Source organism: Macrococcus equipercicus, from assembly GCF_004359525.2.
GTDB lineage: Bacteria > Bacillota > Bacilli > Staphylococcales > Staphylococcaceae > Macrococcus > Macrococcus equipercicus.
Genome location: NZ_SCWC02000001.1, coordinates 104,985 through 118,728 on the forward strand (window position 1 = coordinate 104,985; position 13,744 = coordinate 118,728).

12 protein-coding genes are annotated in these 13,744 nt (G+C 46.1%); 10 read left to right on the forward strand and 2 right to left on the reverse strand.

The window, feature by feature from the left end; all coding sequences use genetic code 11:
- The first annotated feature begins 69 nt into the window (after window positions 1-69).
- From ERX35_RS00535 to ERX35_RS00545, 3 genes are all read left to right on the forward strand, one after another.
- Window positions 70-1,662, forward strand: coding sequence for an ABC transporter ATP-binding protein/permease (locus ERX35_RS00535; RefSeq protein WP_149457953.1), 1,593 nt, complete (start codon window positions 70-72; stop codon window positions 1,660-1,662).
- Window positions 1,659-3,278 carry an amino acid ABC transporter ATP-binding/permease protein gene (locus ERX35_RS00540; RefSeq protein WP_149457954.1) on the forward strand — a complete coding sequence of 540 codons (1,620 nt, stop codon included), beginning with the start codon at window positions 1,659-1,661 and terminating at the stop codon, window positions 3,276-3,278. Before ERX35_RS00535 ends, ERX35_RS00540 begins: the two co-directional genes overlap by 4 nt.
- A gap of 61 nt (window positions 3,279-3,339) precedes the next feature.
- Window positions 3,340-4,191: a DegV family protein gene (locus ERX35_RS00545; protein WP_149457955.1), complete on the forward strand. Its 852-nt coding sequence runs from the start codon at window positions 3,340-3,342 to the stop codon at window positions 4,189-4,191.
- A gap of 20 nt (window positions 4,192-4,211) precedes the next feature.
- On the opposite strand, the gene ERX35_RS00550 is transcribed toward ERX35_RS00545, so the two are convergent.
- Complete coding sequence (locus ERX35_RS00550; RefSeq protein WP_149457956.1) at window positions 4,212-4,652, reverse strand: MarR family winged helix-turn-helix transcriptional regulator; 441 nt, start codon at window positions 4,650-4,652, stop codon at window positions 4,212-4,214.
- 197 nt (window positions 4,653-4,849) lie between these two features.
- Between ERX35_RS00550 and ERX35_RS00555 the strand changes: the two genes are divergently transcribed.
- The 7 genes from ERX35_RS00555 (at window position 4,850) to ERX35_RS00585 (ending at window position 12,841) form a co-directional block, all read left to right on the forward strand.
- The gene (locus tag ERX35_RS00555) at window positions 4,850-5,749 is read left to right on the forward strand and encodes a CobW family GTP-binding protein (RefSeq protein ID WP_149457957.1); all 900 of its coding nucleotides are present in this window, start codon (window positions 4,850-4,852) and stop codon (window positions 5,747-5,749) included.
- A gap of 25 nt (window positions 5,750-5,774) precedes the next feature.
- Complete coding sequence (locus ERX35_RS00560) at window positions 5,775-6,665, forward strand: aldo/keto reductase (protein WP_170234492.1); 891 nt, start codon at window positions 5,775-5,777, stop codon at window positions 6,663-6,665.
- 130 nt (window positions 6,666-6,795) lie between these two features.
- Window positions 6,796-7,527 carry a DeoR/GlpR family DNA-binding transcription regulator gene (locus ERX35_RS00565; RefSeq protein WP_149457959.1) on the forward strand — a complete coding sequence of 244 codons (732 nt, stop codon included), beginning with the start codon at window positions 6,796-6,798 and terminating at the stop codon, window positions 7,525-7,527.
- 11 nt (window positions 7,528-7,538) lie between these two features.
- On the forward strand, window positions 7,539-8,465 hold the full coding sequence (gene pfkB, locus ERX35_RS00570) for a 1-phosphofructokinase (protein ID WP_149457960.1): 927 nt from the start codon (window positions 7,539-7,541) through the stop codon (window positions 8,463-8,465).
- The gene (locus tag ERX35_RS00575; protein ID WP_149457961.1) at window positions 8,462-10,390 is read left to right on the forward strand and encodes a PTS fructose transporter subunit IIABC; all 1,929 of its coding nucleotides are present in this window, start codon (window positions 8,462-8,464) and stop codon (window positions 10,388-10,390) included. The genes pfkB and ERX35_RS00575 overlap by 4 nt, the downstream gene beginning before the upstream one ends.
- A 317-nt stretch (window positions 10,391-10,707) precedes the next feature.
- Window positions 10,708-12,045, forward strand: a complete 1,338-nt coding sequence (locus tag ERX35_RS00580) for a hemolysin family protein (RefSeq protein ID WP_149457962.1) — start codon at window positions 10,708-10,710, stop codon at window positions 12,043-12,045.
- Window positions 12,046-12,136: 91 nt separating this feature from the next.
- Window positions 12,137-12,841 (forward strand): pseudouridine synthase, encoded by a 705-nt coding sequence (locus tag ERX35_RS00585; protein WP_149457963.1) that lies wholly within the window; start codon window positions 12,137-12,139, stop codon window positions 12,839-12,841.
- A 56-nt stretch (window positions 12,842-12,897) separates the two neighbouring features.
- On the opposite strand, the gene ERX35_RS00590 is transcribed toward ERX35_RS00585, so the two are convergent.
- The gene (locus tag ERX35_RS00590) at window positions 12,898-13,692 is read right to left on the reverse strand and encodes an AIM24 family protein (RefSeq protein WP_149457964.1); all 795 of its coding nucleotides are present in this window, start codon (window positions 13,690-13,692) and stop codon (window positions 12,898-12,900) included.
- Window positions 13,693-13,744: the final 52 nt, after the last annotated feature.

Below are 13,744 nucleotides of genomic sequence, written 5' to 3' on the forward strand. Positions count from 1 at the left end.
CCTAATCATCAAACATATTCCTTTAGTTTTCAGCGAAATACTATATAATACTAGTTAGGATGTGATAATGTGAAATACTTAACAAAGTTATCAGGGCGCTATTTTTACTTCCATATACTGATGGTTGTCTCGGCTGTACTGCTTGCAGGCATCATCATCATGCAGAGTGTACAGATCGGTAAAATCATCGATAGCGTGCTGTTGAATCATCATATAAATTTCGGCTTCGTTATAGCGACAGTACTGCTTATATTAATCGTGCGGAGTGTGCTGCAGACATTGCTGAAGAGCATCGGTGTCATGCTCAGCCGAAAAGTGAAGTCACTGCTTCGCCGTCAGCTGCTGAGCGACAGACGGGACACTGCTGAAACACTTAATTTATCGACAGAAGGTATTGAAGGTATCGACAGCTTCTACAGTGACTATTTACCGCAAGTGTACCGGTCAACTTTCATTCCGCTGCTGATCATTGTTTTTTTGCTGTTCTTTCATCGTAACGCAGCATTTATCATGCTTATCACTGCACCATTTATCCCTATTTTCTATATTATCATCGGAATCAACACGTCAAAAAAAGCGGCTGAACAGATGACTGTGCTGAATCAGTTCTCCGCTTATTTTCTTGATGCAGTCCGCGGTATCGTGACGATTAAGCTGTTCAGTCATGAAGATAAAGTGAAACAGGCTATTGGTGACAAGTCACAGCAGTTCAAAGATAAAACGATGGTCATCTTAAAAACAGCGTTTCTTTCTACGTTGATGCTGGAATTCATTGCGATGCTGTCAATTGGTATTATCGCCCTTGAAATCGGAATCGGGCTCATTGTCCTGAATAAAATTTCTTTCTATACGGCGGTCGTCACGCTGATGCTCGCACCTGAATTTTATAATGCGCTGAAAGATCTCGGGATGGCTTTTCATACAGGCAAGCAGTCAGAAGGCTATGCAGAGCTGCTCGATTATAAGCCGGCTGAAAAAATAGTGAGGCAGTATGAACGTGTGCCGACAATTAACGCTGACTTCTCTGTGGACTACGGTCATTTCAAGCTAATAGTGGATGATGCCTTCTCTTTAAGAGAAACAGTCATCTGTGGTCCGAGCGGCGCCGGGAAGTCCACATTTGCCAAAGTGATTGCAGGCGTCATTGAGAGCGGTCATGGGGCAGTGGAAATTCCTGAAGCTTTTCATCACGACATCGCCTATATGGCCCAGGAGCCGTTTGTCATGAGTGACACAATTATGAACAACATTACAATGTTCAATGACCATTCATTAGAAGAAATAGTGGCAGTCGCCAAATCAGTGAATATGCATGACCGTATTATGGCCTTTAAAGAAGGCTATGATACATTGATTGGTGCAGGCGGCGAACAGCTGTCAGGCGGTGAGACGCATCGGCTGATGTTGATGCGTATGTTATTAAATCCAGCGAAGCTCATTATTTTTGATGAGCCGACAGCAATGCTTGACCATGACACTGAGCAGCTGATCAAAGCAGCGATTGCACAGCTGAAAGAGACTGCTGTCGTCTGGACAGTCGCTCACCAGGCGGAGACGATCAGGCAGGCACCGTATTTAATGATCTTTAACAAGGGGATAGTCGTGCAGGGGACGCACAGCGCGATGAAACAGGAGCCATTTTATAAGGCGGTGATGAAATGAAAATAATCAACAAAGACACGAAGAAAGCGCTCATGATAGCGATTATTATCGGGACGCTCGGTGGACTGACCGCTATCGGCATGTTCAGCTTAAGCGGTCTCATGCTTTCCAGAAGTGCCTTTAAAGTGCCGCTCTATACATTGATGGTGCTCGTTGCGACAATCAAGCTGTTCGGTGTGCTGCGCGCATTTGCCCGTTATTTCGAACGGCTCGTCAGCCATGAAGCGACGTTTACAATGCTGAAGGACATTCGCGTTGAGACGTTTGAACGGCTTGTCAGCGATTTCGTCAATCTGCATGCGAAGTGGCAGCTGTCGACTTTGCTTGAACGCACAGTCAACGATATAGAAAAACTGCAGAATATACTGCTGAGAGTCATCTATCCGCCTGTCGTCGCACTGCTGACGACAATCATTGTATGTATCATCTACGCGTTTTATAGTATCGCAGCCGTGCTCGTCATCATAGCCGCTATGGGGATTATACTCGGTGTGCTGCCGTTTATTTTCAGCCGCTATATGGCGCGCCTGACCACTGAGTCAGAAGCGGCCCGTTCAGCGTTCATGAAGCGGCTGGCCGATTATCAGCTGGGTCGTGAAGATATTGATGTGTTCGATCAGACAGGCCGTTATTTGACGCTGCTCGAGGAAAATCAGCTGCATTATGAGCGGTCAGTCGTCAAGGAAAAACGGGCGGTCGTCTTCTATGACTTTCTGCTGAACAGTATGAGTATGCTTGCGATATGGGGTGTCCTTTATGTCATGGCCGGAAATACAAATACAATGATGTATGCAAGTGTCGTCATGGTGACGATCACATTGTTTGAACTGGCGATTCCGATGACCAACTTTCCGTTCTATCATCAGGAAACTAAGCGGGCGCTGATGAATGTCAGCTCATTAGCTGAGCACGAGCCGCACGCAGGACTGGTGCCGACTGAATTGCTGCCGCTGGAACTGGATCATCTATCATTTACTTATGCCGGTCAGCAGCGGCCGACGTTAAAAGATATTTCGCTGAAAGTGACTGCCGGGCAGAAAGTCGGCATCATCGGCAGCAGTGGTTCCGGCAAAACTACATTACTGCATCTTTTGGCCGGGTTATATGAAAGTGATATGACAGCAGCAAGCGTGCCACTCAGTCAGCTTGACCGTGAAGCTTATTTCAAGCAGCTGAATGTCATGCAGCAGCATAACCATTTCTTTCAAGGGACCGTGCAGGAGAACTTATTCAGCGCTGATCAAGATAAAGTGAACACTTATTTAAAAATGCTCAATCTTTCTTTTACAGCAGACAGTGAACTCAATGAATTCGGGGCACAGCTGTCAGGCGGAGAACGACGACGCCTGCATTTTATTAGAATGCTGCTGAGAGAGAGCAGACTCTGGCTGCTCGATGAACCATTCAATGGCGTAGATGTACTCAACAGAAGTATAATGCTTAACAAGCTGCTGACACTCGATGCCACTGTTATACTGATCAGTCATGATGTTAATGTGCTGAAAGACTTTGATATCATCTATGTGATGGAGGAAGGCCGCTTGACCGCGAAAGGCTCCTATCATCAGCTGCATAGTACTGGTCGATTCAAGACGGCTGAACAGCACATGCTATAGAAATAGTATTATTCATCACAAATAAAATATGATATGATAAAAAAAATAATGGGGGTAGAAAATGACTAAACTAGCATGGTTAGTTGACACGGCGGCAGGTTTCACAGAAGAAGAGACAGCACAGTATCCTCTCTTTGTCGTGCCGATGGGTGTCATTATCAATGGTACACATTACGTCGACCAGCAGGAGCTGTCGACTGAGCGGTTTTATGAACTGCTGAATGAATACGGCGAAGGTGCAAAGACATCACAACCTAATTTCCAGTCGATGCTTGAAGCCTATGAAGCGATTAAACAGGAGGGCTATGATGCGGTCATTGCAGTGCATCCATCAAGTGAACTGACAGGTTCCTACCAGAATTCAGTCGCTGCAAGCAAGGAAGTTGATATTCAGTCAGCTGTCATAGATTCAAAGATTGGCGCTTATCCATACAAAAAGATGGTGCTGGAAGGAATGAAAGCGGCAGAAGACGGCCGGTCCTTCGACGACGTTGTCCAGCTGGTTGAATCATTTCCACCGAAGGCCCAGCTGCTGCTGCAGCCAAAAAACCTGCATCAGCTGAAAAGAAGTGGACGTGTGACTGCATCTCAAAGTTTCCTGGCAGGGCTGCTCAATATACAGCTGATTCTGCATTTTGAAGAAGGGAAAGTAGCGCCATTCGAAAAAATGCGCACTAAAAAGAAAGTGTTTGAACGCTTGATTGCTATTGCGAGCGAAAATATTGAGAATCACCAGCTGACAGAAATTGCTGTTATGAATGCCGGGGACCTGGAACAGGCGAAGAAGTATGTAGAAGCGTTACAAGCCCTTCATCCTGAGCTGCTCATTCATGAAGAGCGGCTTGTTCCTGTGGCGGGAGTCCATACAGGTTACGGCACAGTCGGTATCGGCTGGCTCGACACAAAAAATTAAACCCGGGCTTATGCCAGGGTTTAATTTTTTGTGTTTGAAATATTGTGGATCAGCTTGTCCAGCAGCTCTTTAAGTGTGGAGAACTCTGAATCTGTCAGGTCAGCTGCTTCTTGGATGACTTCTGTACAGTCTTCCAGTTCAGGCTGTATCAGCTGACTTTTATCCGTCAGATGGATGAACACTTCCCGCTGGTCAAGCTCAGAGCGTTCACGCTTGATTAAATCATTGGATTCCATTCTCTTCAGCAGAGGAGAGACAGTACCTGTATCAAGAGCCAGTTCATTGACCAGCGTCTTCACGTTGACCGGTGATGTTTCCCATAGAATAGACAGCACAAGGTACTGCGGATAAGTGAGATTATGTTTCTTGAAAATTTTATTCGAAAAATAACGGTTCATCTGCCGCTGTGCATTATATAGACTGAAACAAAGCTGTTTATCAAGCTTTAAATTGTTGGTCATATGGTTCCTCCGATAATAATTATATATGAAATCATATAAAAAATGATAATGATGGAAATTTTTTACGAAATTATACTGTGCAAAACATGTCACTTATTTAACATATTATAATAAGGTAGACATTTCAAGTAATATCATTTATAAAAGTGAAGCATTTTATGTGCAAGAAAATTCAGCGAATAAAAGTGGGGATTGAGATGAAAAAAATACAGCTTTATATTATTAGTGGATTTCTCGGGAGTGGTAAGACAACATTACTCGTTCAATTGATCAAGCAGTGGCAGGATCAGAAAGTAGCGATTCTTATGAATGAATACGGTGGATTCAACGTCGATTCCAAAATACTGGGCGACGCTGTGCCGTCGCATGAACTGCTGAACGGCTGCATCTGCTGCGATTTAAAGAGCGACGTTGAAGTGCAGCTTCATGACATGAAACATCGGTATCAACCGGATATTATTATCATTGAAGCGACAGGCGTAGCGCATCCTGTGGAAATATATGATGCCTGTTCGGCGCCGTCGCTGACAGAGATACTTGACATCCAGGCAGTTGTGACACTTGTAGACGGTCCCAGGTTCCTTGACCGCGGCAAGTTGAGTGTAATGACAAAACGGCTGATGGAGGAGCAGGTGCAGTACGCCCATATTGTGCTGCTGAATAAGTGTGACCTGCTGGATGAACAAGAAGTCGGCCGGCTGCAAAGTGACATCACGGCCATCAATCAACGGGCTGAGTTGATAATGACTACTTACTCACAAGTGGACGCTGTTCAGCTTGCAGCATCGGGAGCAGCTTTTGAGGCAGGTCCACACAGCCATCACGGTATTCAGTCACTGGTCTACACTTTCACAGGGCCGGTCAACAGCAGAAGGTTCGTTGACTGGCTTAGAAGCATGCCATCTTCTATACTAAGAGTGAAAGGATTTATTAAATTTCAGGAGAATCCAGAACAGGTCGTTCTCTTCCAGTATGCTTACGGCATTCCTCAATATGAACCTGAAGCGATGAATCTGCCGCTCAAGCTCGTGATTATTGGAGAGGCACTGGATAAGAGTCGTCTGCTGGACCAGCTGGATCAGCTGCAGTTCGGTTGAAAAAATATAACAATGAGGTGTTATGATGAGTGAAATGGTACCAATGTCAAATGTTATTCAAGGGTTCTGGCGTCTTGCGGACTGGAACTATACGAAGAAAGAAACGAATGCACTGCTGCATCAGCTGATTGACAGAGGAATCACTGCGATGGATCATGCCGATATATATGGCGGCTACAGCTGTGAGACATTGTTCGGTGAAGCGCTGAGTGTGACACCTGAGTTGAGAAAAGATATGCATATCATTACAAAATGCGGCATTGTCCTTCCTTCAGACAAAATGGGTTTCGACTATCACAAATATGACTACTCAGCGGAGCATATTACGGCGTCGGTCAACAGAAGTTTAACAGAACTTCAGATTGATGAGATAGATACGCTGCTTCTGCACCGGCCGTCACCATTGATGGATCCGGAAGCAGTGGCACATACTTTAAAAATGCTGCAGCAGCAAGGGAAAGTGAGACAATTCGGTGTCTCTAACTTTAAACTGCATCAGTACAGTCCGTTTAAAGAAGCGATGACTCGTCAAAAGTTAGCCGTTAAAGTCAATCAGCTGGAAATTTCAGCAGCTGAACTTGAAAACCTGGAAGATGGGACGGTGAACAGAATGCTGCAGGATGATGTGACTATTATGGCATGGAGTCCTCTCGGGGGAGGCAGACTGTTTGATCCTGAGCATAAGCCGACCGCTGCAGTGCGGAAAGAACTTGAAGCAATCGCTCAAAAACATCAAACGACACCAGATGTCATTGCTTATGCCTGGCTCTATCATATGCCTTATCGTATCAGACCGATTGTCGGCTCACGGTCGATAGCACGTGCAGAGGCTGCGCTGCAAGCAAAGCACGTCAAGTTGACTGACAATGAATGGTTCGAAATTTACAAGCGGTGTCTCGGCCGTGATATATTATAATAACGAAGCAGTATGCTGAAAATACGCACTGCTTCTTTTTTCATAATCGTAATTGAACGTTTTTGAATGTTTGTGGTTGACTTTTGAAAGCGTTGACATTAATATATAGAGGAATAAAGGAGCTGATTTTATGCTGACGATTGAAAGACATGATATGATTCTGAGCCTGCTCAGCACACATGATGTTGTATCGCTGCAGCTGCTTATGGATGAAACGAACAGCAGTGAATCAACGATCAGACGGGACTTATCCAGTTTAGAAGATGAGGGGAAGCTCATCCGTATCCACGGCGGGGCGAAGCGTGTCGTTGAGAAGCATCGCGATATGGCGCTTGCAGTTAAGACGACGAAATTTGTCGCGGAGAAAAATGATATTGCAAAGCAGGCGGCGGCACTCGTGCAGGACAATGACTGTATTTATCTTGATGCAGGAAGTACGACGCTTGCTATGATTCCGTATTTGAATCAGCAGCATATTACAGTCGTCACAAACGGTCTTACTCATGTACCGCCGCTCGTCGAGCAGGGGATAGAAGTCTACATGGTCGGCGGCTATGTCAAGAGCAGTACTTATGCTCACGTCGGTGTCCAGGCGCGTTTGATGCTTGACGCCTTTAGTTTTGACAAAGCATTTCTCGGTGCGAATGGCGTCGATCTTATGCAGGGACTGACGACACCAGACCTCGAAGAAGCAGCGATCAAGTCGTCAGCCATCAAGAAAAGCAGGAAGAGCTATTTCCTTGTCGACGACTCAAAGTTCAACGAAATTACATTTGCTAAAATATGTGATCTTGAAGATGTCCAGTTAATTACTAACAGCAGCAATCCATACTATTCAGAGTACAAAGCATTTATTAAATAAGGAGGAACGATATGATCTACACAGTGACATTAAATCCGTCCATTGACTATGTCATGTTCACATCACAGTTTGAGCTTGGTGCGTTAAACAGGGCGGCAGCGACTTATAAGTTTGCCGGCGGTAAAGGCATCAATGTCTCAAGAGTGCTGAAAGAACATGGCGTTGATTCTGTGGCATTAGGATTCACCGGTGGATTTCCCGGGAAATTCATTGAGCACGAGCTGATAGAGAGCGGCATTCAGACCGCATTTGTGAATGTTGATGGAGACACGCGTATTAACGTGAAATTAAAAGGGGGCAGCGAGACAGAAATCAATGCACCAGGACCAGAGGTGACAAAAGCACAGGAAGCAGCGTTTCTGGCACAGCTGGAGCAGCTGACAGGTGATGATCTCGTCATTATTTCCGGCAGTGTGCCAGGGACGCTTGACCAGACTATCTACAGCAAGATTGCACAGCGCTGCACAGACCGCGATGTTAAGTTCGTCGTTGATGCAGAGAAAGAACTGCTTGACTCTGTCCTGTCATACGGGCCGGAATTCGTCAAACCTAACAAAGTGGAGCTCGAAGAAATGTTCGGTGAGACACTGGATAACGATACTTCAATTACGCAGTGCGCCCGCAAACTAATGGCTAAAGGTGCGAAGCAAGTACTCGTCTCACTCGGGGGCGACGGCGCGCTTCTTGTCACTGATACATTGGTCCTGAAAGCAGTTGTGCCGTCAGGCCGGGTCATCAATACAGTCGGCTCAGGTGACTCGACTGTAGCGGGAATGATTGCTGGACTCGCGAACAATGAATCACTGGAGGACAGTTTCAGACGCGCCGTAGCATCAGGTACTGCAACAGCATTTACAGAAGATTTAGCACAGCAGCATGATATAGACAAAATAATGGAACAGATCACAATAACGACTTTAATGGAGGCTAAAGAATGAGAATAACAGACTTACTGACAGCGTCAACCATCGCTCTGGACTTAAGAGCATCCTCGAAAGATGCAGTAATCAACGAACTGGTTGACACGTTGTGGTCAGCAGGGAAACTAAACGATAAAGAAAAATATCACGCGGCGATTCACGCACGTGAAGCTCAAAGTACGACAGGAATCGGCGAAGGAATAGCCATCCCTCATGCGAAGACTGATGCCGTTAAAACACCGGCCATCGCCTTCGGTAAATCTAAACCAGGTGTAGACTATCAGTCACTTGACGGCACTCCCGCACACTTGTTCTTCATGATCGCGGCACCGGCAGGCGGTGCACAGACGCATCTCGACGCGCTGGCAAAGCTTTCAGGAATGCTGATGAATGAAGACGTCCGCCGTCAGCTCCTTGACGCACGCTCCAAAGAAGAAGTGCTCGCTATTATTGATGCACACGACGAACCGGAGGAACGCCATAAAGAAGCGGCGGTAGTGACAGCCCCTACGCAGGAGCCGGATGAAAATCTTATCCTGGCGGTTACTGCATGTCCAACTGGTATTGCGCACACGTATATGGCAGCAGATTCACTGAAAAATAAAGCGGCGAGAATGGGTGTACCGATCAAAGTTGAAACAAATGGTTCCGGCGGCGTTAAAAACAAACTGACTGCTGACGAAATCAGACGTGCAAAAGGCATTATCGTCGCAGCTGACGTCAATGTGGATACAGCGCGTTTCCATGGCAAGAATGTCGTCATGGTGCCGGTAGCAGACGGCATTAAGCGGCCGGAAGAACTAATCACTATGGCTCAGGATGAGTCGCGTCCTAAATTCGTTGCTAAAGGCGGTGCAGGCACGTCCAGCACAGGCAGCGAAAAAACAGGATTTTATAAGCATTTAATGAACGGTGTATCCAACATGCTGCCATTTGTTGTAGCCGGCGGTATTTTAATGGCGATTGCGTTCATGTTCGGTATTACATCATTTGACCCAACAAAGAGTGATTACAATCCGTTTGCACAAGCGTTATGGACAATTGGTAACGGCAGTGCCTTTGCGCTGATGATTCCGATTTTAGCAGGATTCATCGCGATGAGTATCGCAGATCGTCCAGGTCTTGCACCGGGTATGGTCGGCGGTATGTTGGCAATGAGCGGCGGCTCAGGGTTCCTCGGCGGTCTGATTGCCGGTTTCCTTGCGGGTTATTTAGTGCAGGGCATTAAGAAATTACTGAGCTTTCTGCCCCGGGCACTTGAAGGGACTAAGCCGACACTGCTTTATCCATTGCTCGGTGTATTGAGTACAGGACTCATTATGTACTATATTATCAATCCGCCGACAAAGTGGCTGAATGACTGGATGAATACAACGCTCAGCGGCATGAACGGTGCCAACATTGTGTTATTAGGGCTGATTTTAGGCGGCATGATGGCAATAGATATGGGTGGACCGATTAATAAGGCATCCTATGCATTCGGTATTGCAGCGATTGCTGGGAACAACTACGCACCGATTACAGCAGCGATGATCGGTGGTATGGTACCGCCGCTTGCGATTGCGGTATCGATGATGTTATTCAAACGTAAATACACGAAAACTCAGCGCGGTTCTATAGTGTCGAACTTAATTATGGGAGCTTCATTCATCACAGAAGGCGCGATCCCGTTTGCAGCAGCTGACCCGCTGCGCGTCATCCCGTCCATGATTGCCGGCAGTGCAACAGCAGGCGCGATGGCAATGGCGTTCGGCTGCCGTATTCCGGCACCGCACGGCGGTCTATGGGTCGCAGGACTTGATAAAGGCCATCTCTTTGGTTTCCTTGTTTCCTTAGTAGTCGGTACACTGATTTCAGCAGTTATTTACGGCTTGATTAAGCCGAAGTTATCTGAAGAAGAGCTGGCACAGGAAATGGATACGGAGCGCGCGGCTCAAGCGTAATCAATAAGCAGTGAAGAGCATGAACATCTTGACACTTCGAAACGACTCATTCGGAGAAAGAGAGCTCAGCTTATTCACTGCTTTTTTGTGTGCATCATATGAGTGCAGATGACAGGTCGTGAACCTCTCTCTCTATCTTGGAGCACTTAAAAGCGAAAAATCCACATTTCATCGCTTGAGTGTGGTAAAATGATACTAACTATTAGGCGTTTTAAGGAGGTGACTGCATTGGGAAGGCTTTAGACTATCAACATCTTGACCTGACTCCTGCACTCACAACTACTACCGGAGGTGAATCCCTACTCTTAGGGAATTAATTGGACATATCGACCTTATCAAGTTTATTATTATTTATTTTTCTTATAGCGATGACCGCGCTATTTGTCGGCTCAGAATTCAGTTTGGTGAAAGTCAGAACGTCGCGGATTGATCAGCTTGTCTCAGAGGGCAACAAATCAGCGAAGACTGTACAGCACATGGTGCATGAACTGGACTATTACTTATCAGCATGCCAGCTTGGAATTACAGTGACAGCGCTTGGTCTTGGCTGGATCGGGGAATCGACGTTTGCATCAGTCATTCATCCCGTACTGCATTTGATTCATGTGCCTGCTGAACTGGCTAAACCTATTACGGTTGCACTGAGCTTTGCGATTGTCACGTTTATTCACGTGGTCGTCGGAGAACTGTCTCCTAAATCACTGGCGATTCAATATGCGGAGCGTATGACGCTGGCATTTGCCCGACCATTGTATTTCTTCGGCGTCGTGATGAAACCTGTGATCTGGTCGATGAACGGAGCAGCACGACTGATTCTACGTATATTCGGCGTTCAGCCTTCAGGACATGAACAGGCGATGAGCGAAGACGAGCTGAAGATTATTATGACGCAGAGCTATCAAAGCGGCGAGATCAATCATACGGAACTCGCTTATATGCAGAATATCTTTTCATTTGATGAACGTCTGGCAAAAGATATTATGGTGCCGCGTACACAGATGATCACGATGACACAGCCTTTCAATATTGAAGATTTGCTGGAAGTTGTCAACGAACATCAGTTCACGCGCTATCCAATTTCTGAAGACGGTGATAAAGACCATATTATCGGCTTCATCAATGTCAAAGAGTTTCTGACAAAGTATGCTTCAGGTGATCCTGTCAGAATTAAGGAGCATATTCATGAACTGCCGCTGATTCACGAAGTGACGAGAATCAGTGATGCATTGATTAAAATGCAGCGTGAGCGCGTCCATATCGCGTTAGTTATAGATGAGTACGGCGGGACGGCTGGTATTTTGACGATGGAAGATATTCTTGAGGAAATTGTCGGTGAAATCCGTGATGAATTCGATGATGATGAAGTCAATGATATTATCCGCACCGGGGATAACACGTATCAGATTAACGGACGTGTACTGCTCGATGAAATCGAAGAACAGTTTGGCATTGAATTTGAAGACGCTGATGATATTGATACAATCGGCGGCTGGCTGCAGGCACAGAATCCAGACATTGATATTGACGATTATGTGGATACGACCTATGATAAATGGGTCATACTGGATGCGGAGAATCATCAGATTAAATCTGTTGCGCTGCATAAGGAATTCAATACTTCACGGACAAGTTCTGAAGAAGAGGACTATCAATAATCGCTATAGCTTGATTTACTTATCTCACTGCAGAGCTCGCTATATTATCAAACGGGAGGGACATGTGTCTCTCTTTTTTTGGAGGTTAATCATGAGGATCAATAAATATTTATCTGAATCAGGAATCACATCGCGGCGGGGGGCCGATAAGTTCATTAACGACGGCCGCGTTATGATTAACGGCCTTCCGGCGGAACTCGGCAGTCAAGTCGCAGAAGGTGATGTAGTGCTGGTAGACGGCCGGCCTGTTACGCTGGATAACAGCTATGTTTATTTGAAGCTGAATAAACCAAGAGGCATCACATCAACAACGGAACGTCATATTAAAGGGAACATTGTTGATTTCGTTGGTCATCGCGAGCGGATTTTTCATATCGGCAGATTGGATAAAGACTCTGAAGGATTGATTCTGCTCACCAATGACGGGGATATCGTCAACGAGATACTGCGTGCAGAGAACAAGCATGAGAAAGAATATGTCGTGACAGTAGACAAGAAAATCACCGCTGAGTTTTTGACAAAGATGGCTGAAGGTGTGGCGATACTTGATACAGTGACGCTGCCTGCGAAAGTAAAAAAAATTAACGATCATACTTTTAATATTGTTTTAATGCAGGGGTTAAACAGACAGATCCGTAGAATGTGCGAGGCGCTGGGATATGACGTGCGGCGGCTGAAGCGCATCCGGGTCATGAATATTTTAATCGACGGACTGAAAAACGGAGAATGGCAGGATCTTACAGCTGGCGAACGACAGGAACTGTTCACCCAGTTGAATTATGAGCCGAAACGATAAATAAGCATGAACTATGGGCAAAACAAAGAGCCGCACAATGCGGCTCTTTGTTTTATTTAGTTATCTCCGCCGAGTATATCGAAGAGACCGCCAAGTGAGCTGCCTTCACCTCTAGTAGCCCCGGTGGGTGGCGCCGCAGCAAATATTCTGCTCGCTAAACGGGAGAACGGCAGAGACTGGACATAAACAGTGCCCGGGCCTTCAAGCCGCGCGAACCAGACACCTTCTCCGCCGAACAGCTTTGTCTTAATGCCGGGAACGCGTTCCAGGTCATAACTCACGCTGCTTGTCATTCCTACTAAACAGCCTGTATCGACTTGCAGCACTTCACCGGCCGCAAGATCCTTCTGGATGATCGCACCGCCTGCATGAATGAATGCCATGCCATCACCTGACAGACGCTGCATAATAAATCCTTCACCGCCGAAAAAGCCGACGCCGATTTTCTTCTGGATGGCGATGCCCACTGAGACGCCTTTAGCCGCGCCTAAAAATGCATCTTTCTGGCAGATGAATTCACCGCCGAGACGGTCCAGATCGATTGGAATGATTTTACCGGGATAAGGGGCCGCCAGATAAACATGTTCTTTACCTGTACCGCGGTTAGTGAACGTCGTCATAAACAGGCTTTCACCCGTCAATGTACGTTTCCCGGCTGCAAATAATTTGTCCATAAACCCTGAGCCGCCGGAAGAGGCGCCATCACCGAAGATTGTTTCCATCTGAATCGCCGGTTTGATCATCATCATACTGCCGGCCTCAGAAATAACAGTTTCATTAGGATCCAGTTCGATTTCTACATATTGAATATCATCACCATAAATTTTGTAATCTATTTCATGATTGTTCATTTAAGTCACCCTCCTTAATACTTCCAGTATACAAATCATTCCATATACTGTC